General features: G+C 74.5%; 20 protein-coding genes and 2 pseudogenes. 8 read left to right on the forward strand and 14 right to left on the reverse strand.

The genetic code is table 11. The annotated features are described in order from the left end of the window. Nucleotides 1-29: 29 nt before the first annotated feature. Nucleotides 30-545, forward strand: coding sequence for a DUF664 domain-containing protein (locus tag ACGFT1_RS01040; protein ID WP_373906901.1), 516 nt, complete (start codon nucleotides 30-32; stop codon nucleotides 543-545). On the opposite strand, the gene ACGFT1_RS01045 is transcribed toward ACGFT1_RS01040, so the two are convergent. The 8 genes and pseudogenes from ACGFT1_RS01045 to ACGFT1_RS01080 all read right to left on the reverse strand — a co-directional run bounded on the left by ACGFT1_RS01045 (nucleotide 527) and on the right by ACGFT1_RS01080 (nucleotide 7182). After that, nucleotides 527-1597: an adenosine deaminase gene (locus tag ACGFT1_RS01045; protein ID WP_373906902.1), complete on the reverse strand. Its 1071-nt coding sequence runs from the start codon at nucleotides 1595-1597 to the stop codon at nucleotides 527-529. The genes ACGFT1_RS01040 and ACGFT1_RS01045 overlap by 19 nt on opposite strands. 90 nt (nucleotides 1598-1687) lie before the next feature. Beyond that, a complete protein-coding gene (locus ACGFT1_RS01050; protein ID WP_373906903.1) occupies nucleotides 1688-2080 on the reverse strand; it encodes a VOC family protein in 393 nt (130 codons plus the stop codon). Nucleotides 2081-2251: 171 nt separating this feature from the next. After that, nucleotides 2252-3160 (reverse strand): aldo/keto reductase, encoded by a 909-nt coding sequence (locus ACGFT1_RS01055; protein WP_373906904.1) that lies wholly within the window; start codon nucleotides 3158-3160, stop codon nucleotides 2252-2254. Nucleotides 3161-3287: 127 nt separating this feature from the next. Beyond that, a complete protein-coding gene (locus ACGFT1_RS01060) occupies nucleotides 3288-3638 on the reverse strand; it encodes a YciI family protein (RefSeq protein ID WP_373906905.1) in 351 nt (116 codons plus the stop codon). Nucleotides 3639-3934: 296 nt separating this feature from the next. Further along, nucleotides 3935-4082, reverse strand: a pseudogene (locus ACGFT1_RS01065) (alkanesulfonate monooxygenase); the annotation flags it as partial. 31 nt (nucleotides 4083-4113) lie between these two features. Beyond that, a complete protein-coding gene (locus ACGFT1_RS01070; RefSeq protein ID WP_361986535.1) occupies nucleotides 4114-4290 on the reverse strand; it encodes a hypothetical protein in 177 nt (58 codons plus the stop codon). An 84-nt stretch (nucleotides 4291-4374) separates the two neighbouring features. Next, nucleotides 4375-6501 carry an MMPL family transporter gene (locus ACGFT1_RS01075; RefSeq protein ID WP_373906906.1) on the reverse strand — a complete coding sequence of 709 codons (2127 nt, stop codon included), beginning with the start codon at nucleotides 6499-6501 and terminating at the stop codon, nucleotides 4375-4377. A 171-nt stretch (nucleotides 6502-6672) separates the two neighbouring features. Beyond that, entirely contained in the window at nucleotides 6673-7182 is a 510-nt protein-coding gene (locus tag ACGFT1_RS01080) for a MarR family transcriptional regulator (protein ID WP_373906907.1), read from the reverse strand. A 92-nt stretch (nucleotides 7183-7274) separates the two neighbouring features. Between ACGFT1_RS01080 and ACGFT1_RS01085 the strand changes: the two genes are divergently transcribed. Then, nucleotides 7275-8786: an SDR family oxidoreductase gene (locus ACGFT1_RS01085; RefSeq protein WP_373906908.1), complete on the forward strand. Its 1512-nt coding sequence runs from the start codon at nucleotides 7275-7277 to the stop codon at nucleotides 8784-8786. Nucleotides 8787-8855: 69 nt separating this feature from the next. Further along, a complete protein-coding gene (locus ACGFT1_RS01090) occupies nucleotides 8856-10244 on the forward strand; it encodes a deoxyribodipyrimidine photo-lyase (protein WP_373906909.1) in 1389 nt (462 codons plus the stop codon). 64 nt (nucleotides 10245-10308) lie between these two features. On the opposite strand, the gene ACGFT1_RS01095 is transcribed toward ACGFT1_RS01090, so the two are convergent. Then, nucleotides 10309-11367, reverse strand: coding sequence for a MerR family transcriptional regulator (locus ACGFT1_RS01095; protein ID WP_373906910.1), 1059 nt, complete (start codon nucleotides 11365-11367; stop codon nucleotides 10309-10311). A 187-nt stretch (nucleotides 11368-11554) separates the two neighbouring features. On the opposite strand from ACGFT1_RS01095, the gene ACGFT1_RS01100 reads away from it, so the two are divergent. Both ACGFT1_RS01100 and ACGFT1_RS01105 read left to right on the forward strand, forming a co-directional pair. Further along, nucleotides 11555-12220: a sigma-70 family RNA polymerase sigma factor gene (locus ACGFT1_RS01100; protein ID WP_373906911.1), complete on the forward strand. Its 666-nt coding sequence runs from the start codon at nucleotides 11555-11557 to the stop codon at nucleotides 12218-12220. A gap of 89 nt (nucleotides 12221-12309) precedes the next feature. Further along, nucleotides 12310-12747, forward strand: coding sequence for an SPW repeat protein (locus tag ACGFT1_RS01105; RefSeq protein WP_373906912.1), 438 nt, complete (start codon nucleotides 12310-12312; stop codon nucleotides 12745-12747). 56 nt (nucleotides 12748-12803) lie between these two features. On the opposite strand, the gene ACGFT1_RS01110 is transcribed toward ACGFT1_RS01105, so the two are convergent. Further along, nucleotides 12804-14243: an APC family permease gene (locus tag ACGFT1_RS01110; protein ID WP_373906913.1), complete on the reverse strand. Its 1440-nt coding sequence runs from the start codon at nucleotides 14241-14243 to the stop codon at nucleotides 12804-12806. A gap of 116 nt (nucleotides 14244-14359) precedes the next feature. On the opposite strand from ACGFT1_RS01110, the gene ACGFT1_RS01115 reads away from it, so the two are divergent. Together ACGFT1_RS01115 and ACGFT1_RS01120 are read left to right on the forward strand one after the other, a co-directional pair. After that, on the forward strand, nucleotides 14360-15544 hold the full coding sequence (locus ACGFT1_RS01115; RefSeq protein ID WP_373906914.1) for an ROK family protein: 1185 nt from the start codon (nucleotides 14360-14362) through the stop codon (nucleotides 15542-15544). Nucleotides 15545-15650: 106 nt separating this feature from the next. Beyond that, nucleotides 15651-18362 (forward strand): exo-beta-D-glucosaminidase, encoded by a 2712-nt coding sequence (locus tag ACGFT1_RS01120; RefSeq protein WP_373906915.1) that lies wholly within the window; start codon nucleotides 15651-15653, stop codon nucleotides 18360-18362. Between the two features lie 18 nt (nucleotides 18363-18380). Here ACGFT1_RS01120 and ACGFT1_RS01125 read toward each other — a convergent pair whose 3' ends face one another. The 4 genes and pseudogenes from ACGFT1_RS01125 to ACGFT1_RS01140 form a co-directional block, all read right to left on the reverse strand. Next, a complete protein-coding gene (locus tag ACGFT1_RS01125) occupies nucleotides 18381-19820 on the reverse strand; it encodes a hydrolase (protein WP_373906916.1) in 1440 nt (479 codons plus the stop codon). Between the two features lie 208 nt (nucleotides 19821-20028). Then, complete coding sequence (locus ACGFT1_RS01130; RefSeq protein WP_373906917.1) at nucleotides 20029-20805, reverse strand: GNAT family N-acetyltransferase; 777 nt, start codon at nucleotides 20803-20805, stop codon at nucleotides 20029-20031. A 116-nt stretch (nucleotides 20806-20921) separates the two neighbouring features. After that, a complete protein-coding gene (locus ACGFT1_RS01135) occupies nucleotides 20922-21776 on the reverse strand; it encodes a GNAT family N-acetyltransferase (RefSeq protein WP_373906918.1) in 855 nt (284 codons plus the stop codon). 557 nt (nucleotides 21777-22333) lie between these two features. After that, nucleotides 22334-23001, reverse strand: a pseudogene (locus tag ACGFT1_RS01140) (chaplin). A 277-nt stretch (nucleotides 23002-23278) separates the two neighbouring features. Here ACGFT1_RS01140 and ACGFT1_RS01145 point away from each other — a divergent pair. Next, nucleotides 23279-24886 (forward strand): alpha/beta hydrolase, encoded by a 1608-nt coding sequence (locus ACGFT1_RS01145; protein WP_373906919.1) that lies wholly within the window; start codon nucleotides 23279-23281, stop codon nucleotides 24884-24886. Nucleotides 24887-24927 lie beyond the last annotated feature (41 nt).

Consider the following 24927-nt stretch of genomic DNA (forward strand, 5'->3'; position numbering starts at 1 on the left):
GACGGCGGTCGTGCGCGAGGGTGGACGGTATGCATGCCAAGGACATCCTCATCGACGGCTACGGCCGCATCCAGGAAGAAGTCCATGCCGTCCTCGACGGTCTCGGACCGGACGGGCTCCACCACCGGCCGGCCCCGGACGCCAACACCGTCGGCTGGCTCGTCTGGCACCTGACCCGGGTGCAGGACGACCACGTCGCCGACGCCTTCGGACTCGACCAGGTGTGGCTCTCCCAGGACTGGGAGAAGCGGTTCGGCCTCCGTCTGCCCCGGCACGACACCGGTTACGGGCACAGCCCCGCCGAGGTCGCGAAGGTACGGGTGGAGTCGGCCGGGCTGCTCACCGGCTACTACGACGCCGTCCACGGGCAGACCCTCGCCGCCCTGCGTTCGGTGGCCGCCAGGGACCTGGAACGGGTCGTGGACGAGCGCTGGGACCCCCCGGTCACGCTGGGGACCCGTCTGGTGAGCGTCCTGTCCGACGATCTCCAGCACGTCGGACAGGCCGCCTACCTCAGGGGGCTGCTTCAGAGCGCGGCGGCGTAGCCCGGCAGGACCACGTCCTCGATGAGGGCCTTGCGCTCGTCGTAGGGGATGAACGCGCTCTTGAGGGCGTTCACCGTGACGGTGCGCAGGTCCTCGACGCTCCAGCCCGCCTGCTCGACCAGCAGGGCCATCTCGCGGGTCATCGTCGTACCCGAGACCAGCCGGTTGTCCGTGTTCAGGGTGACCCGGAAGCCCAGGTCCTTCAGGACCGTGATCGGGTGCTCGGCGATCGAGGTGGCGCAGCCGGTCTGGAGGTTGGAGGTGGGGCACATCTCCAGGGCGATCCGGCGGTCGCGGACCCAGGAGGCGAGGCGGCCGAGCTTGCCGTCCACGATGTCCTCGGTGAGGCGCACGCCGTGGCCGATGCGCTGGGCGCCGCATACCTGGAGCGCCTGGTGGATGCTGGGCAGGCCGTGCGCCTCACCGGCGTGGATGGTGAAGGGCACGCTCTCGCGGCGCAGGTGCTCGAAGGCGGCGAGGTGGTCGGCGGGCGGGAAGCCGTCCTCGGCGCCGGCGATGTCGAAGCCGACGACACCGGCGTCGCGGTAGGCGACGGCCAGGTCGGCGGCCTCACGGACGCGGTCGAACATCCGCATGCCGCACAGCAGCGTGCCGACGCGGACCGGCGTGCCGGCCGCGGCGGCCTTGGCCATCCCGGCGGCCAGGCCCTCCTGCACCGTCTCCACGACCTCGGGCAGCGTCAGGCCGCCGTTGACGTTCAGCTCGGGCGCGTAGCGGACCTCGGCGTAGACGACACCGTCGGCGGCCAGGTCGAGGACGTACTCCTCGGCGGTGCGCAGCAGGCCCTCACGGGTCTGCATGACGGCGAGGGTGTGCTCGAAGGTGGCTATGTAGCGGACCAGGTCGCCGGAGTTGGCGGCTTCGAAGTACCAGGCCGCCAGCTCGTCCGGGTCGGTGGTGGGCAGGGTGTGGCCGACCGCCGCCGCGAGTTCGACGACGGTGGCGGGGCGCAGGCCGCCGTCGAGGTGGTCGTGCAGGACCGCCTTGGGCAGCCGGCGGAGGGTCTCGGTGTCGACAGGGGAAGCGGTCATGGCAGGGCTTTCCTCGGCAGGTGGTTCGACAGGGGGGGCGCGGAAACGGCCGGGCGGCGGCTGGAGCGGGCCCCAGCGGGTGCCGGACGGTCAGGCGGCGGGCTGGAGCAGGTCCCAGCGGTTGCCGTACAGGTCCCGGAAGACCGCGACCGTGCCGTACGGCTCGTGGCGCGGCTCCTCCAGGAAGGTCACATCGGCGGCGGTCATCCGGGCGTGGTCGCGGGCGAAGTCGTCGGTGTGCAGGAAGAAACCGACGCGTCCGCCGGTCTGGTCGCCGACCCGGGCCCGCTGCTCGCCGTCCTTGGCACGGGCCAGGAGCAGTCCGGTGCCGGGGCCGTCACCGCCGGGTTCCACGACGACCCAGCGGGAGCCGTCGGGGCGCGGGGCGTCCTCGGCGAGACGGAAGCCCAGAGCTCGGGTGTAGAAGCGGACGGCCTCGTCGTAGTCGTCGACGACGAGGGTGACCAGGGCGAGGCGGCGCATCGTGACCTTCCGGCGGGGGTGGTTAGCGGGTGAGGTTATACGTAAAACGCGGGGGACGCCAGTCCCGGTTCTACGCGCGTCACGGCAGGCGTGGGGCGGCCTGCCGGCGCGGGCCCGCACCCGCCCCGTGCGGGCCGCGCCGAGTGGCCCGGTACGGTGCCGCGCCGGCCGTCAGCGGCCCGGTGCGCGCAGGGCGTCGAGCCGGGACAGCTCCTCGCCGGTCAGCCGGAGGGCGCCCGCGGCGACGTTCTCCTCCAGATGGCCGGGGTCGCCGGTGCCGGGGACGGCGAGGACGTGCGGGCCCTGGTGCAGGGTCCAGGCGATGCGGACCTGGGCGGGGCTCGCTCCGTGCGCCCGGGCCACGGCGAGCAGCTCCTCGTCCTGGCGGGCCTCGGCGGCGCCGCGCTCGCCGCCCTGGCCGGCGACGGCGTAGAAGGGGACGAAGGCGATGCCCCGCTCACCGCACGACCGCAGCAGTGCGTCGCCCTCCGGACCGGGGGCGTCGACGCAGTACCGGTTCTGTACGGCGGCCACGGGCGCGATCTCCAGCGCCTCGCTCAGGTGCCGGGGTGCGACGGCGGAGATGCCGAGGTGGCGGATCAGGCCGGCCTCGCGCAGCTCGGCGAGGGCACCGAAGTGCTCGGCTATGGAGTCCTGCTGCGTGCGGCGGAGGTACACGAGGTCGAGGTGGTCGCGGCCGAGCTGGCGCAGGTTCTCCTCGACGTGCCCGCGCAGCTCGTCGGGCCGGGCGGAGGCGCCCCATGCGCCCCGCTGATCGCGGTAGGGGCCCACCTTGGTGGCGATGACCAGCCCGTCGGCGTACGGGGCGAGGGCGGTGTTGATGAGTTCGTTCGCGGAACGCAGGGCGGAGAAGTAGAAGGCGGCGCTGTCGATGTGGTTCACGCCGAGTTCGACGGCCCTGCGCAGTACGGCTGTCGAGCGATCACGGTCGCTGGGCGTGCCGAGATGGAAGGGGGCGCTGCCCGTGAGCCGCATGGCGCCCAGGCCGATGCGGTGGACGGGCAGGTCGCCCAGGACGAAGTCGCCGGAGGCGTCCGCGGTGGCTGAGTCGGTGATCATCGGCGGAGTTTCGCACACGTGTGCCGGGGGTGGCCGGGATGGTCCGCGCGGGCGCTCGGGTGCGTGCGTGGCCGTGCCCGCACCCCACCCTGAGCGGGCGGGCCGCGGTGCCGGAGGTATCGCGCTCTCAGTGCTGGTCCACGAAGGCCCGTACCTCGATGGGCAGGGTGGTCGCCAGGGCGGCCTTGCGGCCCCACTCCAGGGCCTCGTCCAGGTCGGCGGCCTTGATGAGGCACAGTCCGCCCAGGTACTCCCCGCCCTCGGCATAGGGGCCGTCGGTGACGAGCACGTCACCGTTCCCGGGGCGCAGCACGGTCGCGGTCTCCGGGCCGTGCAGACCGCCCGCGAAGACCCAGGCACCGGCCGCGCGCAGTTCGTCGTTGAAGGCTTCGACGTTGTGCACGATCCCGGTGAGGGCCTCGGGGCCGGGCGGTGTGCCGCCGGCCGGCTGGACCACGCTGAGCAGGTAGTGCTTCATGCCGTCCTCCAAGGCGTCGGGCCCGTGACGGGCTCTGTGTCACCCCTACACGAACGGCGGGGCCGCGGACCGGCACCGCGCGCCGCGGCCACGGAAAAACGCCTGGAAGAATCTCCCGCATGGCCCGCACCACGCATCCGCCAGTCGGGCGCCCACCGGCTCGGACACCCGTCGGCAGGGCCGGCTGATGCGGGCGAGGCCCCCGGTGGGACCGGCCGGCGAAGACGCGGACCCTCCGCCGGGGCCTGCTCGTGGCGGGTTTCCCGGTCGGCGAGGGGCTCACCGCGCTCCGTCCACTCCAGGTGCGGGTAGCCGAAAGAGGACGGACTCCTCGATGCCGCGGGCGTCGTACTCCTCGACGCGTTCCGCGACCTCGTCGTGGCTGCCGACCACGGACGCGTCCGCCCCGCCGCGCACCGGCCCGGGTCCGGCCCACGGGCCGGGGCGGGGCCGGCCCGGGCGCGACGGCCGCGCGTCAGGCGCGGCCGTCGTCCTCCTGTCCGTCGAGCACGACGAGGAAGGCGTCCGACTTCAGGTCCATCACCACGGTGGCGGGTTCGCCCTCGGCACGCCGGGCCGCCGCGTATTCCTCTGCCGGCCACGATCCCCGCGGAGACCCTGCGGGGAAACGCTCCAGCACCTTGGCACTCATCACGGCGGCCACCTCCTGCGTCGCTGACCCGAACGGTATGTACATGTTGTACCGCTTCTGTTGCCCCGGATCAGCGCGGGCATGTCACCGTACTTCGTCCGCCGTCCTCGGCGTCCTCGGCGCCTCCCGCACGTCGGCGCGCCGGCTCAGCCGACCCGGCCACCAGGCGAGGCGGCCGATGTCCCGCACGAGGGCGGGCACCAGCAGGGAGCGCACCACCAGGGTGTCGAGCAGGACTCCGAAGGCGACGATGAACGCGATCTGGGCGAGGAAGGCCAGCGGGATGACACCGAGGGCGGCGAAGGTCGCCGCCAGCACCACGCCGGCCGCGGTGATCACCCCGCCCGTCGACACCAGCCCCCGCGCGACGCCCTGCCGCACCCCGTGGCGCAGCGACTCCTCGCGCACCCGGGACATGAGGAAGATGTTGTAGTCGACGCCGAGGGCCACGAGGAACACGAACCCGTACAGCGGCACGGAGGGGTCCGTGCCGCTGAAGCCGAACACATGGCGGAAGACCAGGGCGGAGACCCCGAGCGTGGCCAGGAAGTTGACCGCGACCGTCGCCACGAGCAGCACGGGCATCAGCAGGGAACGCAGCAGCCCGGCCAGGATCACGAGGATGACGGCCAGTACGACGGGGACGATCAGGGTCCGGTCGCGCTCGGCGGTCCGCAGGGTGTCGTACCGCTGCGCGGTGTAGCCGCCGACCACGGCGTGGGCGCCCGGGACGGCCCGCACGGAGCCGCGCAGCCGGGCGATCGTGTCCCTGGCGTCGTCACTGTCCGCGGCCGAGCGCAGGGTGACGTCGGCCCGGGCGCGGCCACCGGCCACCAGCGGCTGGGCGCCGGGCCGGCCGGAGGCGCTCACGGCGGCGGCGGAGGCGACGCCCTCGGTGTGCCGGGCGGCGGCGAGGACCCGTGGGAGCCGCGCCGCATCGGCGATGACCACGGCCGGGTTGCCGGAGCCGCCGGGGAAGTGCCGGTCGAGGGTGTCCTGGGCGGCGACGGACGGCGCGTCGTCGACGAAGGTCTCGGACAGCGGAACGCCCCTGGAGGCGAGCGTGGGGGCGAAGGCGGCGCAGACCAGCAGGGCGACGAGGCAGCTCGCCCACACCGTGCGCGGTGAGCGGTCGACGACACCGGCGACGCGCTGCCACAGTCCGTGGGCACCGTCCGTGCCGTCGGTGGCCCGGGGCCGGGTGGGCCAGTAGGCGCTGCGGCCCAGGAGGACGAGCGCGGCCGGCAGGAAGGTGAGGGTGCTGAGCAGGGCGCAGCCGATGCCGAGGGCGCCGACCGGTCCGAGCGACCGGTTGTTCGTCAGGTCGCTGAGCAGGAGGGCGAGCAGACCGAGGGCGACGGTGGCCGCGCTGGCGGTGATGGGCCCCCAGGACCGGCGCAGCGCCGCCCGGGCGGCCGTGAACCGGTCGGCGTGCCGGGTGAGTTCCTCGCGGTAGCGGGCGCTGAACAGGAGGGCGTAGTCGGTGGCCGCGCCGATCACCAGGATGGACAGGATGCCCTGCACCTGCCCGTCGACGCGGACCGTCCCGTGGTCGGCCAGGGCGTAGACGAGCGCGCAGGCCAGCCCGAGGGCGAGGACGGCGCTCAGGATGACGAGGAACGGCAGCAGCACGCTGCGGTAGACGAGCAGCAGGATGACCAGGACCGCGGCGAGCGCGACGCCCAGGAGCAGTCCGTCGATCCCGGCGAAGGCGTCGCCCAGATCCGCCTGGGTCGCGGCGGGTCCCGCCAGCTGCGCGGTCGTGCCCGGCACGCGGTCCGCGGCGGCGCGGATCCGGTCGAGCGCCGCTGGGAGCCGGCCCCCCAGGTCCGGCCGCAGCGGAACGACCCCTTGCAGGGCCCTGCCGTCCTCGGCGGGCAGGGCCGGTGAGGTCCGGCCGGCCACGCCCGGCGTCCGGGTGAGCGAGGCGAGAGCGGTGGTGGCGGCGGGCTGCTGCCGGCGTACGGAGCCGCCCCCGTCGGCGGTCCACACGACGATCACGGGCAGCGTCTCCCGCTGCCGGAAGGCCCGCTGTTCGGTGAGGACCCGGGTGGATTCGGCGCTGCGCGGCAGGAAGGCGGCCTGGTCGTTGGTGGAGACCTCGCCGAGGCGCCCGGCGAACGGCCCCAGGAAGCCGCCGACGGCCAGCCAGGCGGCGAGGAGGGCGAAGGGGATGAGCAGGCGGGCGGTACGGAGGGAAGGGGCGGCCATCTCTCTCCTGGCTGGGAACGGAGGCGGACATCCCGGTGACCGGCTGTCCCGGTCACCGGGTCATGGGGGTGCCGTGATCCCACGGCGGACACCTGCTGCTTCCGGTCCCGAGGAGTCGACGGATGCGGGACCGCCCCCGGCGGACCGGCGGATGCCGCCCGTTCCGGGGGGTCAGCGTATGCGGGAGAGTTCCTCGTCGGGCGCGGTCAGGGAACGCGGCGCCGCGGACCGCTCGTCCCGGCCGAAGCTCGACCGGGCCCCCTCCGTCGCCTCCGCGAGCGGCCGGAAACGGCCGCGGGCCGCCGCTGGGGCGGCGTCGGCGTACTGCGGATGGACCACACGTCGTCCGGCGCTGTCCCGGACCGGGCTGACGCGGCCGGCGCTGTCCCGGACCGGGCTGACGCGGCCGGCCCGTTCCGGCCGGTCCGGACAGGCGGTGACCACCGAGGTCGGGACCGGACCTACGCGGGGACGGCCCGGCGTCGCCGGCTCCGCGGCGTCCCGCACGGCCGTCAGCGCTCGGACGTCGGTGGCGTGCGGCCCGTGGGCCCCGGCGGACGCGGGCACCGGCCGGTCGGCCGCGCCGTCCGTCCGCCGCCGGTGCACGGCGGAGGACCGCGGGTCCGGCGCCGGATCCCGCGGCGGTCCGGCGCGTCGCTCCCGGTCGTCCGCTGTCACCACGTGATCAGCTTATAGAAGGACACGCATCCGCGGACGCGGCCCGGCGGGAAGGCATGTTCCGGGGGGTCACCGACACGGAGGACCTGGAAGCGATGAACCACGACGACCCGGCGGGCGGGCTCCGCTGCCTGGTGACGGGAGCCACGGGCTACATCGGCGGCCGGCTCGTGCCCGAACTGCTCGCCGCCGGGCACCGGGTGCGCTGCCTGGCCCGCTCCCCCGGCAAACTGCGCGACCATCCGTGGGCGGGCGAGGCGGAGGTGGTGCGGGGCGACGTGACCGACGCCGCCTCCGTCGCCGAGGCGATGCGGGACGTCGACGTGGCCTACTACCTGGTGCACGCGCTGGGCAGCGGCAGCGGCTTCGAGGAGACCGACCGCCGCGCCGCCCGCGTCTTCGGTGAGCAGGCGAAGGCGGCCGGTGTGCGCCGCATCGTGTACCTCGGCGGGCTCGCACCGGCCGGGGTGCCCGAGGACCGGCTCTCCCCGCACCTGAGATCCCGGGCGGAGGTCGGCCGCATCCTGCTGGCCTCGGGCGTGCCGACGGCCGTGCTGCGCGCCGCCGTCATCATCGGCTCCGGATCGGCCTCCTTCGAGATGCTGCGCTACCTCACCGAACGGCTGCCGGTGATGATCACGCCCAGCTGGGTGCACACCCGGATCCAGCCCGTCGCCGTACGCGACGTGCTGCGGCTGCTGGCCGGCAGCGCGGGCCTGCCGGACGACGTCAACCGCACCTTCGACATCGGCGGGCCGGACATCCTGACGTACCGCGAGATGATGCAGCGGTACGCGCGCGTCGCGGGCCTGCCACGGCGTCTCATCGTGGCCGTGCCGGTCCTCACCCCCGGCCTCTCCAGCCACTGGGTGGGCCTCGTCACCCCCGTCCCCGCGTCCCTCGCCCGCCCGCTGACCGAGTCGCTGCGCCACGAGGTGATCTGCCACGAGCACGACATCGACCGGTACGTGCCCAGCCCGCCGGGGCATCCGCTCGGTTTCGACGAGGCGGTGCGGCTGGCCCTGCGCCGGGTGCGCGAGGCGCGGGTGACCACCCGCTGGTCGTCCGCCGCCGTACCCGGGGCGCCCAGCGATCCGCTGCCCACCGACCCCGACTGGGCCGGGGGCAGCCTGTACACCGACCACCGCGAGGCGGCGGTGGACGCCCCGGCCCACGAGCTGTGGCGGGTGATCGAGGGCGTGGGCGGGGACAACGGCTGGTACTCCTTCCCGCTCGCCTGGAGCCTGCGCGGCCGGCTGGACCGGCTGGCCGGCGGGGTGGGCCTGCGCCGGGGCCGGCGCGACGCCGAGCGGCTGCGGGTGGGCGACTCGCTGGACTTCTGGCGGGTGGAGGAGATCGAACCCGGACACCTGCTGCGGCTGCGGGCGGAGATGCGGCTGCCGGGGCTGGCCTGGCTGGAGATGTGCGCGGAAAGCGACGGCACCGGCCGCAGCCGGTACCGCCAGCGGGCCCTGTTCCACCCGCACGGCCTGCTCGGCCACGCCTACTGGTGGAGCGTCTCCCCCTTCCACGCCGTGGTCTTCGGCGGGATGGCCCGCAACATCGCGCGGGCGGCGGCCCGGCAGGCGCCCGCGTCCGCCCGCTGACACCGCATCCGCCGCGCCCGCCGCGCCGGAACTGCCCAGCGTCCGCATCCCACGCCCCGGAGCCGCGCCATGTACGTCTCGGTCGTCCTGTTCACCGCCGACCTGCGCCTGTACGACCATCCGCCCCTGCGGGCCGCGCTGGAGGGCGCCCGTCAGGTCGTCCCGCTGTTCGTGCGGGACACCGGGGTGGACGCCGCGGGCTTCGCCGCCCCCAACCGGCTGGCGTTCCTCGCGGACTGCCTGCGGGACCTGGACGCGGGGCTGCGCCGACGGGGCGGGCACCTGGTCGTGCGTTCCGGTGACGTCGTGGCCGAGGTGTGCCGGGTGGCCGCGGAGGCGGACGCCGACGAGGTGCACCTGGCGGCCGATGTGAGCGCCTACGCCCACCGGCGGGAACACCGGCTGCGGCGCGCCTTGGAGGCCGACGGGCGGCGGCTGCACGTCCACGACACGGTGACCACCGTGGTGACACCGGGCGCGGTGACCCCGGCCTCCTCCGACCACTTCGCCGTGTTCACGCCGTACTTCCGGCAGTGGTCGGCGCAAGCCGTGCGGGACGTGCGCGACGCGCCGCGCGCGGTCCGCGTCCCGCCGGGCATCGGGTCCGAGGAACTGCCGTCCCGGGCCGCGCTGTCCGGGCTGTCGCCGGGGCTGGCCGAGGGAGGCGAGACGGCGGGCAGGAAGCGGCTCGCCGCCTGGCTGCGTTCCGGCGTCGCCGCCTACGAGGACCGGCACGACGACCTGGCCGGCGACGCGACCTCCCGGCTCTCCCCGCACCTGCACTTCGGCACCCTGTCCCCCGTCGAGGTGGTGCGGCGGGCGCGCCTGGCGGGCGGGCCGGGCGGGGAGGCGTTCGTACGGCAGATCGCCTGGCGGGACTTCCACCGCCAGCTGCTGGCGGCGCGGCCCGCCGCGGCCGGCGCCGACTACCGCACCAAGCACGACCACTGGCGGTCGGAGCGGACGGCGTGGGAGGACATCGAGGCGTGGCGCCAGGGCCGTACCGGCTATCCGGTGGTCGACGCGGGAATGCGCCAGCTGCTGCACGAGGGGTGGATGCACAACCGCGCCCGCCTGCTCACGGCGAGCTTCCTCGCCAAGACGCTGTACGTCGACTGGCGCGTCGGCGCCCGGCACTTCCTGCGGCTGCTGGTCGACGGGGACCTGGCCAACAACCAGCTGAACTGGCAGTGGGTCGCGGGCACCGGCACCGACACCCGCCCGAACCGGGTGCTCAACCCCCTCGCCCAGGCCAGGCGGCACGACCCCGACGGCGCGTACGTACGGCGCTGGGTGCCGGAGCTGCGAGAGATCGCCGGGGCGGCGGTGCACGAGCCGTGGAAGCTGGGCGGTGCGGACCGGGCGCGCACCGGCGACTACCCGGACCCGGTCATCGGCCTCGCCGAGGGCCTCTCCCGCTTCCGCCAGGCCCGCGACCGCGACACCGACGGCGACTGAGGCGGAGCGGTCCTGCCGGCGGTGGGCGCCGGCGGGGCGAGGTGGGCGGGGCGCCGGCGGCCGGTCAGACGGGTTGGTCCGGCGGGGGTGCGCCGTAGGCGGTGACCAGGGGGGTGAGGGCCTCGGTGAGGGTGGCCGGGCGGAGCATGCCGGGGGCGGGGCGGCCCGCCCAGCCGGGGCCGCCGAGCACCACCAGGGGCTGTGCGCGGGCGCCCTTGACGCCCCATTCCATCGCGGCCACGTGCTCGGCGAGCGGCAGGCTCGCGGTGGAACGGGCCTGCGCCCACAGCACCACGGCGGCCGGGCCCAGACGCCGTACCGCAGCGACGAGCGCGTCCGCCGGCACCGCGGCACCGAACATGCGGGTGGCGACGCCGAGCCGGCTCAGTGCCGCGTTGAGCGCCTCCAGCGGAAGGGTGTGCTGCTCGCCGGGGACGCAGGCCAGCAGCACGGGTCCCGCGCCCGTGGGGCCGGCCGCCGCCAGGGGCTGCCGGGTGTGGCGGCGCAGGGTGGTGGACACGTGCCAGGACAGCAGGTGCTCCACCTCGACGTACCGGTCCCCCGACGACTCCCATCGGCGGCCCACCGCGTGCAGCGTCGGCAGCATCACGTCCTGCCAGGCGGCCACCACGCCGTACCGGTCCACGGCGGCCTCCAGCCGCTCCCCGACGGCCGCCGCGTCGAGCCGGACGGCGGCCCGGGCCAGCCCGCGGCCCTCCTGCCGGGCGCCACCGGGAGACGGCGCGCCGGTGGCGGGCGCCGCGGGAGCGGCCGGTGCGGCGGGTACGGCCGGCGGTGCCGGGGCGGGCGCGCCGTCGGCCGGGGGGCGGGGGGCTGCCGGGTGGGCCCGCTCCTTCGCGGCCCGGGCCGCGTCGGCGGGCGGCACCCCGGACGCGGTGAGCCGGCACATCGTCTCCAGCATGGTCACGTCCCGCGCCGACCATCGGCGGTGCCGGCCGTCGGCGCGGGCGGCGGGGCCCATGCCGTAACGGCGGTCCCAGGAACGCAGCGTGGTGGGCGAGACGCCCAGTCGTCGGGCCAGCGCGCCGGTGGTCAGCCCCGGCTCCGCGGCCCCGGCGGAACCCGCCCGGCCGCTCCCCGGCGTCCCCGGTACCTCCGGCATCCCCGCAGGGTCGGTCGCATCCATACGACGACCATACGTCCGCCAGACGACGCAGAACCGATGCAAGTTGTCCGGCCGGTCCGCGGACTCACACGATGAACGCCCGGAGCCCACCCCGGAGCACACCGGTCCGCAGGGACGGCCCGGCCGCTTCGGCCGTTCCGTCCGACGCGAAGGAGCCGTCGCCATGAGCCCGTATTCGACCGCGGTCGCGCCCTGTGCCCCCGCCCCGGCCGCCCGGCCCGCCGGCCCGCCGTCGCTGCCGCCCGCCCGGGAGCCGCTCACCGACGAGGAACTGGCACGGGGTCTGGTGGCGGGTGACGAAGCATGTCTCGCCGCCGTCCACCGCCGTTGGGCGGGGCTGGTGCACTCGCTGGCGTGGCGCACGCTGGGCGACGCCATGGAGGCCGAAGACGTCACCCAGCAGGTGTTTCTCGGTGTCTGGCGGGGCCGCGCCGGCTTCCGGCCGGAGCGGGGGACGGTGGGCGGATGGATCGTCGGCATCACCCGCCGCAAGATCGCCGACGCCCTCTCCGCCCGGACGCGCCGCGGCGAGCTGGTCGCGGCGGCGGGCGCGGCCCTGCCACCGGACGAGTGCGCCGCCGAGCGGCCCGAAGCAGCCCTCGACCGCGTACTCGTGGGTCACGAACTGGCCCGGCTGCCCGCGCCCCAGCAGCACGTCCTGCGCCTCGCCTACTACGAGGACCTCACCCAGACCCAGATCGCGGAGCGGACCGGGTGGCCGCTGGGCACGGTCAAGAGTTACGCGCGCCGGGGCCTGCATCGTTTGCGCAGCAGTATGGAGCAGCAGACCGGAGAGGGCATGCACAGGACCGGCCATCACTACACATAAAGGCTGAATAAGTGCAAACTGGACTCTGTGGCGCTTACCGCACACCGCGCCAGACGCCGGTCTGGCCGCAGAGTCGAAGGAGACGAATCATGGCGAACGTCTCGCACCGGGGTGACATGAGGAGCCACCCCGACGTCCCCGAGATGCGGGCGCGCTACGCCCGCATGCTCGACGGTCGTGATGTGGCGCTCGTGGACGGGCCGGTGTTCCTGCTCGGCCTGTACTGCGCCGCCTCCCCGTGGATCCTGCACTACACGGCGAACCAGCCCGCACTCGCGACCCACAACCTGATCATGGGTATCGCGATAGGGCTGCTGGCGCTGGGATTCACCCGGGCCCCCGAGCGGATGTACGGCCTGAGCTGGGCCATGTGCGCCATGGGCATCTGGATGATCATCGCGCCGTGGATCGTGGGCCGCGCACCGGACGCGGGCGTGATCGTCAACAACATCGCCATCGGCGCCCTTGCCCTCGTCCTCGGACTGGTCTGCGCCGGTACGGCGGCGAGGAGCGGGCCCAGGCCGTAGCGCAAGCGGCGGGGCGAGCGGGGCCGGTCCGCCCGGGCGGACCGGCCTTGCGCACGTCAGCCGGGGCTCGCCTCCAGGGAGTCGTACTCCTCGCTGATCTCCTTCGCGCCGAACGGCCACACCCGCTCCCGCCACGCCCAGACCAGGAAGGCCGCGCAGCCGAGCGCTAGCCAGGACAGCGACCACTCGACGGGGCGGCGGCCCGGGGAGTTGTGGTCGGCGTATCCGTAGATCACGCACCAGCCGGTGAAGGCGATGACGGCCGGCAGCGGATACAGCCACATGCGGTACGGGCGGCGCAGGTCCGGCTGCCGGCGGCGCAGGACGCTCAGCGCGACGATCTGGGCGAGCGCCTGGACGATGACCATCACGGTGGTGAGCAGCTGGATCAGCGTCAGCAGGTCGGTGTGACGGCCGATCAGGAAGCCGACGGCGGTGATCACCCCCATCGTCGCGAGTCCGAGCGCCGGGAAACGGTGCCGGGGGTGCAGCCGCGCGTACGGCCGGAAGAACACCCCGTCGCGGGCGGCGTCGCAGGGCACCCGCGAGCCGCCCAGCAGCCCGGTGAACACGGACGCGAACGCGGTGATCAGGATGAGCACGGTCACCGTGTCGGCGGCGCCCCGGCCCCACGTCCGCGCCAGCACCGCGGAGGCGACCGAGGTGGAGGCGATGTCGTGGGGGTCGGTCATCCGGTGCCAGTCGACGACGCCGAGGGTGCCGATCTGGAGCAGCAGGTAGATGGCCATGATGCCGAGGATCGACAGGACGATGGAGCGCGGCAGGGTGCGGCCGGGATCCTTGATCTCGGCGCCCAGGTAGGCGGTGGTGTTGTAGCCGAGGTAGTCGTAGACGCCGATGGTCAGGCCCGCGGCGAAGCCCGGCCAGAAGTGACCGCTCGTCAGGTCGAAGGCGTGGGCCGGGTAGGTGAAGGCGCGGTGCGGGCTGAAGCCGGTCGCGGCGGCGGCGATCACCAGGAGCACGGAGGTGATCATCACGGCCCACATGGCGAGGGTGATACGGGCGATGTGCTCGATGCCGCGCCAGAGCAGCACGACCACCAGGGCGATGACGCCGAGGCCGGTCAGATCGCCGGCGGTCCGTCCGAGGCCGGGGGCGAGATAGCCCAGGTACTGCACGAAGCCGACCACGCCCGTGGACAGGATCAGCGGGATGAACAGCATCGCCGTCCACACGAACAGGAACGGCAGGAGGCGGCCGGTGCGGTACTGGAAGGCTTGGCGCAGATAGACGTAACTGCCGCCGGAGCCGGGCATCGACGCGCCCAGCTCCGCCCAGACCAGCCCGTCGCACAGCGCCAGGACCGCGCCCGCGACGAATCCGGTGACCGCCTGGGGGCCGCCGAACGCGGCGACCATCAGCGGGATCGTCACGAACGGCCCGATGCCGCACATCTGGCTCATGTTGATCGCCGTGGCCTGCAACAGGCCGACGCGACGGACGAAACCACCCGTGGGTGGCGGGCTGCCGGACATGGGGACTCCTGACGCCACGGGAACACGCCGCACCCGGAGGGACCGGCGGGCCGACAAAGTTAAGGAGCCTTACGAGAGGCGTCAAGTATGCGACGGGCATGCACGAGAATGGTGCGATGCCCGCCAGCGAGGTCACGGAGCCGCAGGAACAGCCCTGGAACCGCCGGCGCCTGCGCAGCGCCAACGAGCGGCTGCTCCTGGACCGGCTGCGCGCCCTCGGTGCCGCTTCGCGTGCCCAACTGGCCCGGGACACGGGCCTGTCGAAGCCGACCGTCTCCAGCGCGCTGGCTTCGCTGGAGTCGGCCGGCCTGGTGCGCGAGGCCGGCACGCACACCCCCGAGCGCGGCCGCACCGCCGTGCTGTACGCCCCCGACCCGGCCGCCGGGTACGCGCTCGGTGTGGACATAGGCCGGGGCCGGCTGCGCGTGGCGGTGGCCGACCTGGACGGCACGGTCGTCGCACGGACCGACGTGCCCAATCCGGCTCGTACCTCCGCAGCCCTGGCCGCCCTGGTGGTGGACACCGCCCGCCGGGCGATCCAGCGGTCGGGCGCGGACCCGGCCGAGGTGGCGCACGGGGTGCTCGGCACGCCCGGCGTGTACGACGAGCGGCACCGGCGGGTCCGGTACGCGACGCATCTGCCGGGCTGGGGGCGCGCCGGGCTCATGGACCGGATCCACGGGGAGCTGGGCGTCCCGCTGGAAGTGCACAACGACGCCAACCTGGCCGCGCTCGGCGAGTACGCGTACGGCGCCGGCGCGGGCAGCCGGCTCTTCGCGTACCTGCTGATCGGCACCGGTCTGGGCATGGGTGTCGTCAGCGAGGGGCGGCTGTTCGCCGGCGCGCACGGGCTGGCCGGCGAGATCGGCTTCCTGCCCTGGGCCGGCCGGGGGAAGCCGGAGCGGCTGGAGGACGCGGTGGCGGGGGTGGCGGTCGTGGAGTCCGCCCGGCGCTTCGGGATGAGCGGCCGGCTGACCGCGAAGGCCGTGTTCGACGCGGCCCGGCAGGGGCAGCCGGCCGCCGTGCGGGCCGTGCAGCTGGAGGCCGAGCGGATCGCGCACACGGTGGCGGCCGCCGCCGCCGTGCTCGACCCGGACCTCGTCGTCCTCGGCGGCGGGCTCGGTCACAGCGCCGGCCTGCTGCTCCGGCCGGTCCGCGAGCGGCTGCGCACGCTCACCCCGCTGCGCCCGCGAATAGCGCCGAGCCGGCTCGGCGCGGACGCGGTCCTGCTCGGCGCGGTGGCCACGGCCCTGGACACGGCCCGGAACCTGGTGTTCGAGCGCCGGACGGCCGGAACCTGACCCGTTCAACGTCCACGACGGCGAGGGTCGTTGACACGGTCCGGGGGCGGCTCTAGCGTGACCGGCGTTTGTAAAGTTTCCTAACTTTACGAGGCTGGAGATCGCCGTGTTCCCTCGTCCCGCCCGCCGGCTTCCCCAGGCCGTCGCGCTGCTCGTCCTGGCCGGCACCCTCACCGCCGGCGCCTGGGCCGGCCCTCGGGACGCGGCGGAACCCGACCGGTCCCCCCGAGTCACGCGCGTGCCCGCCGCCGGCACCAGCACCCCCCTCGCCGGCTACACCGTCCGGTCGACCGCGCGGGTGACCGACTCCGCGGCGGCCGTCTCCTCCCCCGGCTACCCGACGACGGGCTGGTACCCGACGGGCCCCCGCTCCACGGTGCTGGCCGCGCTGCTGGCGAACGGCGTGTACGCCGACCCGTTCCGCTCCACCGCCCAGCAGAAGATCCCGAAGGCCGACTTCGAGGTGCCCTGGTGGTTCCGCTCCGACTTCACCGTCGAGGACACCGCGCGGCGCACCTTCCTGGACTTCAGCGGGGTCGTCTCGGCGGCCGACGTCTATGTGAACGGTCACCGGGTGGCCGGGGCCGCGGAGATCACCGGCGCCTACACCCGCCACGAACTGGACATCACCGCGCTGGTCAGGTCCGGCACGAACACGGTCGCCTTCCGGGTCCGGCCCAACGACCCCGACCGCGACCTCACCATGGGCTGGCTCGACTGGCTCCAGCCGCCGCCCGACCGCAACATGGGCCTCGTCCGCGACGTCCTGGTCCGCCGGAGCGGCCCGGTGGCCCTGCGCGACACGCATGTGATGACGGAGCTGGCCGTGCCGTCGCTCGCCACGGCCCGCCTGACGGTGAAGGCCCGGGCCCGCAACGACTCCGGCACGCCGGTGACCGCCGAGATCTCCGGCAGCGTCGCCGGCGCGCGGTTCACCCGGAGCGTACCGCTCGCCGCCCACGAGACGAAGACCGTCACCTTCACCCCCGACGACACCCCGGGCCTGCGCCTCACCGCGCCGAAGGTGTGGTGGCCGGCCGGGATGGGCGGGCATCCGCTGTACGGCCTCACCCTCACCGCGTCCGTCGCCGGCACGGTCTCGGACACGGCCCATGAGACCTTCGGCATCCGGGACGTACGGGCACCGCTGAACGCGGACGGCGCCCGGCAGTACCGGATCAACGGCCGCAGGCTGCTGGTCCGGGGCGGCGGCTGGTCCCCGGACGAGTTCCTGCGCTGGGACCGCGCCTACGTCGAGGACCGGCTGAAGTACGCCGTCGACCTCGGCCTGAACACCCTCCGCCTGGAGGGTCATCTGGAGCCCGACGAGTTCTTCGGCCTGGCCGACCGCTACGGCGTCCTCACCCTCCCGGGCTGGGAGTGCTGCGACAAGTGGGAGGGCGACGTCAATCCCAGCGGGTCGGGGAAGAAGTGGAGCGACGCCGACCATCGCGTCGCCAGGGCGTCCATGGCCGCCGAGGCCGCCCGGCTGCGCGACCACCCCAGCGTGCTGTCCTTCCTGATCGGCAGCGACTCCGCCCCGAACGCGACGATCGAGAGGGAGTACCTCGACGCGCTGGGGGCCGCCGACTTCACCGCCCCCGTGGTCCCCGCCGCCTCCGACGCCTCCACCCCGCGGCTGGGCCGTTCGGGCATGAAGATGACCGGCCCGTACGACTGGGTGCCGCCCGGCTACTGGTACGCCAAACGCGAGGGCGGGGCCACCGGCTTCAACTCCGAGACGAGCGCGGGCCCCAGCATCCCCACCCTGGACACCCTGCGCCGGATGCTGACACCCGCCGAACTCGACACCCTCTGGCGGGATCCGGACGCCCGGCAGTACCACCGCTCACCGTCCGCCACCTTCGGCACGCTGGCCCTCTACGACCACGCCCTGGCCGGCCGCTACGGCACCCCGACGAGCCTCACCGACTACGTCCGCAAGGCCCAGCTGGCCCAGTACGAGAACGTCCGCGCCCAGTTCGAGGCCTACGGGCGCAACGCCACGGACACCGAGCGGCCCGCCACCGGGGTCGTGCACTGGATGTTCAACAGCGGCTGGACCTCCCTGCACTGGCAGCTGACGGACCGCTACCTCGACCAGAACGGCGCCTACTTCGGGGCGAAGAAGGCCAACGAACCGCTGCACGTGCAGTACTCCTACGACGACCGCTCGGTCGTCGTGGTGAACAACCGGGCCGCCCGGGAGCGCGGGCTCACCGTCCGGGCCGCCCTCTTCGACCCCGACGGCACGCGCAGGTACGACAGGACCGTCACCGGGACGGCCGTCGACGGCGGCGGGGCCCGCGCGACCGCGCTCACCCTGCCGCCCTCGGTGACCGGGCCGGCGCGCACCCACCTGCTCCGGCTGGTGCTCACCGACGCCGGCGGCAGGGAGGTGAGCCGGAACGTGTACTGGCTGTCCACCAGGCCGGACACCCTCGACTGGGACGACACCGACTGGTACCACACCCCGACCACCGGCTACGCCGACCTCGGTGGACTCGCCTCGATGGCGCGGGTGCCGGTGACGGCGACGGCGGCCACCCGGTCGGCGCGGGACACCTCGACCACGACGGTGACCCTGCGGTACGCAGGGACCGGCACGACCCCGGCGCTGTTCACGGACGTCCATCTCGTGGACGCGCAGGGCCGGCCGGTGCTGCCGGTGCGCTGGTCGGACAACGAGGTCAGCCTGTGGCCCGGCGAGCGGCTGACCCTGACGGCCACCTACCGGACCGCCGACCTCCACGGGTCGGCGCCACGGGTGCGGGTCTCCGGCTGGAACGCGCCGGAGCGTACGGTGCCGGCCGCCTGACGCGCCCCTGCCCCCGGCTCAGCCGACCTGGAGCGCGGTGTCGTCCACGACGAACGAGGTCTGGTACTTGGAGCCCTCGGTGCCGGTGAACTTCAGGGTGATGGTCTGCCCGGCGTAGCGTCCGAGGTCGAAGGTGCGCTGGGTGTACCCGGACGCGGCGTCGAGGTTGGAATAGGTCGCCAGGGTGGCCAGGACCGTGCCGGAACCGTTCACCACCTGGACCTTGAGGGTGTCGTAGGCCGTGCTGGTGGTGGTCTCGGCGGTGTCGACGTGCAGGGAGAAGCCGAGTGCGGCCGGGCAGCCGGACGGGATGGCCACCGACTGGGCGAGCGTGTCGGTGGTGGCGGTGCCGTTGCCGTCGAGCCAGGCGTAGTACGAGCCCGAACGGGCCTTCTCGCCGGTGGCGTCGGTGATGACGCCGCTCGTGGCGTTCCACACGGTGCTGCCGGACTCGAAGCCGTTGTTGCCGAGGAGCTGGGCGGCCGCGCAGGACGTCGAGCCGCCGCCGGTGCCGCCGCTCGCGCCGGACAGCCACGCGGTGGCGTTCAGGGCGAGGGCCGCGTCGGTGGCACCGGAGTCGTTCCAGCCGTCGTACAGCGTGTTGCCGGACTGGCCGGTGCCGTCGTCGATCGGGGAACTGTCGCCCCAGAACGCGACCCGGCCGCTGCCGAAGGTGCTGGTGGCGAAGAACGCGCCGGTGTTGCCGGAGTAACCCGTGCGGTACAGCAGGCCCTTGACACCGGAGTTGTCGGCGGGCTTGAGCGTGGCGGTCGTCCCGCTGGCGATCAGGCTCTTGGTGACGGTGCCGAACGGGCCGTGCAGGACCGGGTCGGTGCTGTCGCTGATCGCGGCGGGGTGGTCGGAGCTGATGCTCAGCGAGTCGATGGAGAAGCCGAAGGGGTCGGTGGAGTCGACGCCGTTGTTCGTCATCAGGTCGTTGAGGATCTCGACCGCGTCCTCGCCGTCGTTGTTGCGGTCCGCTCCGGTGTGGTCGGAGATCATGAACAGACCGCCGCCGTTCTTCACGAAATTCATGATCGCCGTCTTCTCGGCGCTCGTGAACAGTGTGTTCGGCTCCGGCAGGACCAGCGTGTCGACGTTGGACAGGTCGGTCGCGGACGTACCGCCGTAGCTGAGGGCGGAGCCCTGCGGCAGCGTCTTCAGGCTGTAGGCGCCCGTCTTCTCCAGCGCGACGCCCCACGAGGAGAGCGCTCCGGTCCAGTCGGTCTCGGCGGATGGGGAGGGGTCCTGGCCGAGCGGGTCGGGCTGGCTGGTGGAGACGATCCAGTCGGCGTTGCCGGCCGTCTCGGCGTGGGCGTTGTCGAACAGGATGCGGTGCGGGGCCGCCGCGTGGGCGGGGGCGCCGGTACCGAGCTGGAGGGCGGCTCCGCCGAGGAGCAGCCCGAGGCCGGCCAGGGCGGTGGTGAGTCTGCGGCGGGAACTCCTGGTTCCGGGCATCCGGCGAACCTCCGTGTGGGGTGGGGAGAGGTGGTACGCGCGCGGTCTTCGCGCGTAGAGCGTGCTTGAGACTTCTCCACGCGTCGATTGATTGAAAGGTACATGGCATGAAGGCGTGGTGAACAGAGGCGCCCCGCCACGACCGGAGCGCAGTGGTCCGCCCGCCGCGGCCGCATGGGGGCGTCACCGGAAGTCTCCCCGGCGGTGGTCAGGCCGCGTGGAGGTAGGGCGTCGTGGTGCTCAGCGCGTGGAAGCCGAGGCGTGCCAGGATGGGGCGGCTCATGGCTGAGGCGTCGACCTGGAGGTAGCGGTATCCGTGGGCGGCGGCGACGCGGGCCCGATGGGCGACCAGCGCCCGGTAGACGCCCCGGCCCCGCCAGGCCTCGACGGTGCCGCCGCCCCACAGCCCGGCGAACCGGGTGCCGGGCACCAGTTCCACGCGGGCGGCGCTGACGGGCTCCGCCCCGGCCAGCGCGACCACGGCCACGACCGCGCCGGGGTCGGCGGCCAGCCGCGCGCGCAGCCGGTGCCGCAGCCTGGTGCCGTCGGTACCGAAGGCCCGCTCGTGGACGTCCACGACGAGGTCCACACCGGCCGCATCGGTGACCCGCACCACGCGGATCCCGGCCGGAGGCTCGGCGGCCGGCATCGGCCCGGCCACCTCGGCGATCATCAGCGTCTCCGCCGGCTCGGCCCTGAATCCGGCGGCGAGGAGCCGGTCGCCGAGGTCCGCCGGCTCGTCGTGGCCGTAGGCCTTCCACTCGAAGTCCAGGCCCAGGCCGGTGAAGTGGGCGATCTGGTCGCGGATCGCCCGGCCGGCGCCCGCCGCGTCGAGCGCGGACCAGAGCACGCCGTTCCACCCGTGCGCGTCGGCGACCTGGCGCACGACGGCACCGGCGCGCTCGATCCGGGCCCCGGGCCCGTCGGGGCTGGCGTTCTCGCGCATCTCTCGGTCGTACAGGGCGAGCACAGCGGTGTGGTCCATGCGGTGCACCCCAGCACGAGAGGCAGGACCCGGCAACGGATTTACCGGCCGGGCGGACGGCGGGAGGCGGGCCGGTCCGGTCGTCCCCGAGGCCGGACCGCCGACCGCCGCGCGGCTCAGCCGAGTTCGAGGGTGGCCACGCCGAAGACGCGCTCCTGAGCGTGGTGACGGACCGGCCCGGTGTACATGCGGGCGGTCTCGAACGAGGGGCGCAGTCCCGCCTCCTCGGCGAGGGCGGCACCGGCCGTGTTCGGCTCGGGCACGTCGAGCGCGACCTCCCGGCCGCCGACGCCGGCGGTCAGAGCGGCGAAGAGGGCCCGGGCGTCGTCGGCGGTGTCGGCGAAGAGCGGGCCGACGCGCAGGGTGTCGTGACCGGGGCGGATCACGCCGTAGCCGGTGAGGCGCCCGCCGTCCTCCCGCACGACGGCGCGGTGGCCGGGTGTGGTGAGCCATGCGGCGAGGAACCGCGGGCGGTCCGCCGGACAGCAGGCGCCGTCGTAGGCGGTGAGCGCGACCAGGTCGGCGGGGGTGGCGGGGCGGACACCGGCGGGTGCCTCGCCGGCGGGCGCGGCGCCGGTGAACCGGATGGTCCGGTAGGCGAGTTCGAAGCCGGACTGGCGGTAGTTGTCCTGCTGGGCGACGACTCCGTCCAGGCCGACGGTCCGGTCGCCGGCATGGGCCAGGGCGGTCTTCCAGGTGGTGAGGCCGTGTCCGTGGCCGCGCAGGTCGGGACGGACCAGGTAGCAGCCGAGGAAGGCGTAGGCGGGGCCGTACGTGACGACGGAGACGGCCGACACCGGCTCGCCGTCGATCCGGCCGAGGAAGAAGCCGTCGGGGTCCTGGGCGAAGAACGCGGGTCCGTCGGACAGGCCGGGATTCCAGCCCTCCGCCGCCGCCCATCCGCTGATCACCGGCCAGTCGGCGAGGGTGGCCTGCGTGACGACGAGGTCGTGGGGGGCCGCGAAGGTCATGGGTGCGCTCCGTATCCGTCGGGGGACTGCCGCACAGCATCCTTGCGGAGCGATGAGGGCCGCGCCACGGGAAGATCAGCCGACGCGACGCCATCCCGCTGAGCGGGGAGGGGAGTTCGGCCCGGCCACCGGGTACGGGTCGAACCCGTCCCTTCTGCCTGCGAGGCGCAACCCGTGGGCCGAGGACTCCGGCCGGGCCGTCGCCGCGAGCCCTCCCTGTCCCTGGCCGTCCTGCCGCCGGAGGCCAGGAAAGCCGCACGGGTGGGGGTGCGGCCGGGCCGTCGCCGCGGGGCGCCCCCTACGGCGGCGCACCGCCGCACGCGAGCCCGTGAGTGGAGCGGCGCTGTACGGACCCGGAGCACGTACTGGCCCTGCCCGAGGAGTGCGGCGTGCTTCAGAGCCGCTTCGGCGGGACGGCGTCCGCCCGACGCCCCCCCGCCGCGGAAGTCCGGTCACCGGCCGGCCCCGCCGGCCCCGCCGGCCCCGCCGGGCCGGGGCCGGCGGGGCCGTGGGCGCGCGGCGGTACCGCATGCGGGGTCAGGCCTGGGCGCGGTGGGTCAGCCGCTGCGGCCCGGTCGGAAGCGGCGGTACAGGACCGCGCCGGTGAGGAGGAGCGCGGCGCTGCCGGCGACGGCCGGGGCCGTCAGGTCCGCGCCCGTGTGCGCCAGGCGGGAGGTCACCGGACGCGCGGTGTGCGGGGCGGGGTGGTGCGCCCGGGGCGTGGCCGGAGGCTTCGGGGTGCGGTGGTGCGGGGCCGGGGTGTGCGGGAGGGGCCGGTCGCCGGGGCCGTCGACGGACTGGTTGCCCTGGGCCGGATTGCCCACACCGGCCACGTCGACAGTGTCGCCGCTGATGTTGACCGGCAGACGGACGGGAAGCTGGACCCTGTTGCCGGAGATCACACCGGGCGAGCCGGTGGCCGCGCCCCGCGCGGACGCTCCGCCGGACGCGGCCGACCCCGCCCGCGCCCCGGCCGCCTCGTTCGCGTAGGCGTTGCCGCGGGGTTGAGCAGTCCCACCACGTTCACGGTGTTGCCGCGCACGTTCACCGGCACGTCCACCGGGAGCCGGACGATGTTGCCGGAGACCGGTCCGGGCGAACCGGCCGCGGCGCCCCGGGCGCCGGCCCCGTCGTCCGCGAAGGCGGCGGACACCGGCAGCGCCGCGGCCATCGCGCCGGACACGGCGACGACGGCGAACACACCGTTTCGGGTGGTCCGTCTCATGGTTCCCCGCCTTCCGGACGTCGTGCGGGCACCTCGCCCGCCCCTCAGGAAAACGCAGACGAACCATCCGAGTCGTGTCTTATCGGCCTTTCACCCCATCGAGTGCCGCTGTTGTCGCACCGCGTGCGAAGCGGTTCGGTGATCGCCGGGGAGTGTGCGCGCGCAGCGTACGGCGGTGGTCGCCGCCCCGCTCGTCCGGAGGCGGGCCGTCCGGGGCGCGCCTATGGTGATCCGAGGCGTCGGTCCGGTCCGTGGCGGGCGCTCCGGGAGGCGAACGATGCTGGCCAAGCTGTCCACACGGCCCGCGGTGCGGCGCTGCGCGGGTGCCTCGGCCCTCGCCCTGGCGCTGCTCGGCGCGGGGCTGCCCGCGGCTGCCGCCGACCGGCCGCAGCCGGACCTGTCCCGGTTCTACCGGCAGAAGGTGGCGTGGCAGGCCTGTGCCGGGCCGGACATGCCGGACGACCTCCAGTGCGGCAAGGTCACCGTCCCCCTCGACTACGCGCGGCCACGCGCGGGCACCCTGGACGTGGCGCTGGCCCGTTACCGCGCCACCGGGCACTCACGGGGCTCGGTGCTGCTGAACTTCGGCGGCCCCGGCGGTGCCGGCATTCCCGAGCTGGCCGCCGACGGCCGCCGGTTCATGGACCTGACCAATGGCTACGACGTGGTCACCTTCGATCCGCGCGGTGTCGGCCGGTCCTCCCCCGTCAGCTGCGGCGGGGACGGCGAGGGAGCCTTCTCCATGACCGTGGAGGACGCCGGCCTCGGCCGGCCCGGGGCGCTGCTGCGGCAGTTGCGCGAGGCCGCCGACCGGTGCGCCCGGCACTCCGGTCCGGTGCTGCCCCACATCGGCACCGTGAACGCCTCCCGCGATCTGGATGTCATCCGCCAGGCACTCGGCGACAAGAAGCTCAACTACCTCGGCTTCTCCTACGGCACCCGGCTCGGCTCGGTGTACGCGGCGCAGTTCCCGGACAAGGTCGGCCGGATCGCGCTCGACGGCGTGGACACGCTGACCGAGCCGCTGTCCGAGCAGGGCCTGGCGGGCGCCGAGGGCCAGCAGACCGCGCTGGACGACTTCCTGGACTGGTGCACGACGGATCTGGCCTGCCCGTTCGGCCAGGACCGGCGGGCGGCGGGGGACGAGGTGGTCCGGCTGGTGCGCTCGCTCGACCGGAACCCGGTGCCCACGGACTTCGGCGGCTCGTTCACCGGCCAGGACCTGGTCGGGGCCGTCGGGCAGGCTCTGTACGGCAAGGAGCTGTGGCCCTCGCTGGAGCGCGCCCTGGCCTCGCTGATCGAGGACGGTGACACCCGGCGCGTCCTGGCCTTCTCGTCCGGCGGCATCGGCGGACCCCGCGGCCGGCTCCGCACGGACGGCGGGCTGACCGACGCCGAGGACGTCCCCATGGACAATCTGCCGGCCGCCCTGATGGCGATCAACTGCGCGGACGACCCCGACCGGCCCACCGCGGCGCGGATCACCCGGGACCTGAAGGACCTGCGGGCCGCGTACGACCGGGCCTCGCCGGTCTTCGGCCGCTACCGGCTCACCCAGCTGCTGCTGTGCTACGGCCGGCCAAAGGGTACCGACTTCATCCGGGACCGGGTCCGGGACGTGCACTCGGCGAAGATGCTGCTGGTCGGCACGCGCGGCGACCCGGCGACGCCGTACCAGTGGACCGAGGAGACGGCCCGGCGGCTCGGCCCGGCGGCCGTGGTGCTCGACAGCAAGGGCGAGGGCCACACCGGGTACGTGTCCTCCCGGTGCGTGCACGGCAAGATCAACGACTTCCTGCTCTACGGCTCGCTGCCCCCGAGCGGCAGTTCCTGTCCGGCGGACGGGGCCGGGGAGACCGGGACCGGGATCACCGCCGGCCGGTGACGGGTCCGGCGCGAACGGGTGACAGAGGCGCGCCGGGGCAA

Origin of the sequence: Streptomyces sp. Y20 (assembly GCF_043195475.1) — a bacterium.
Lineage (GTDB): Bacteria > Actinomycetota > Actinomycetes > Streptomycetales > Streptomycetaceae > Streptomyces.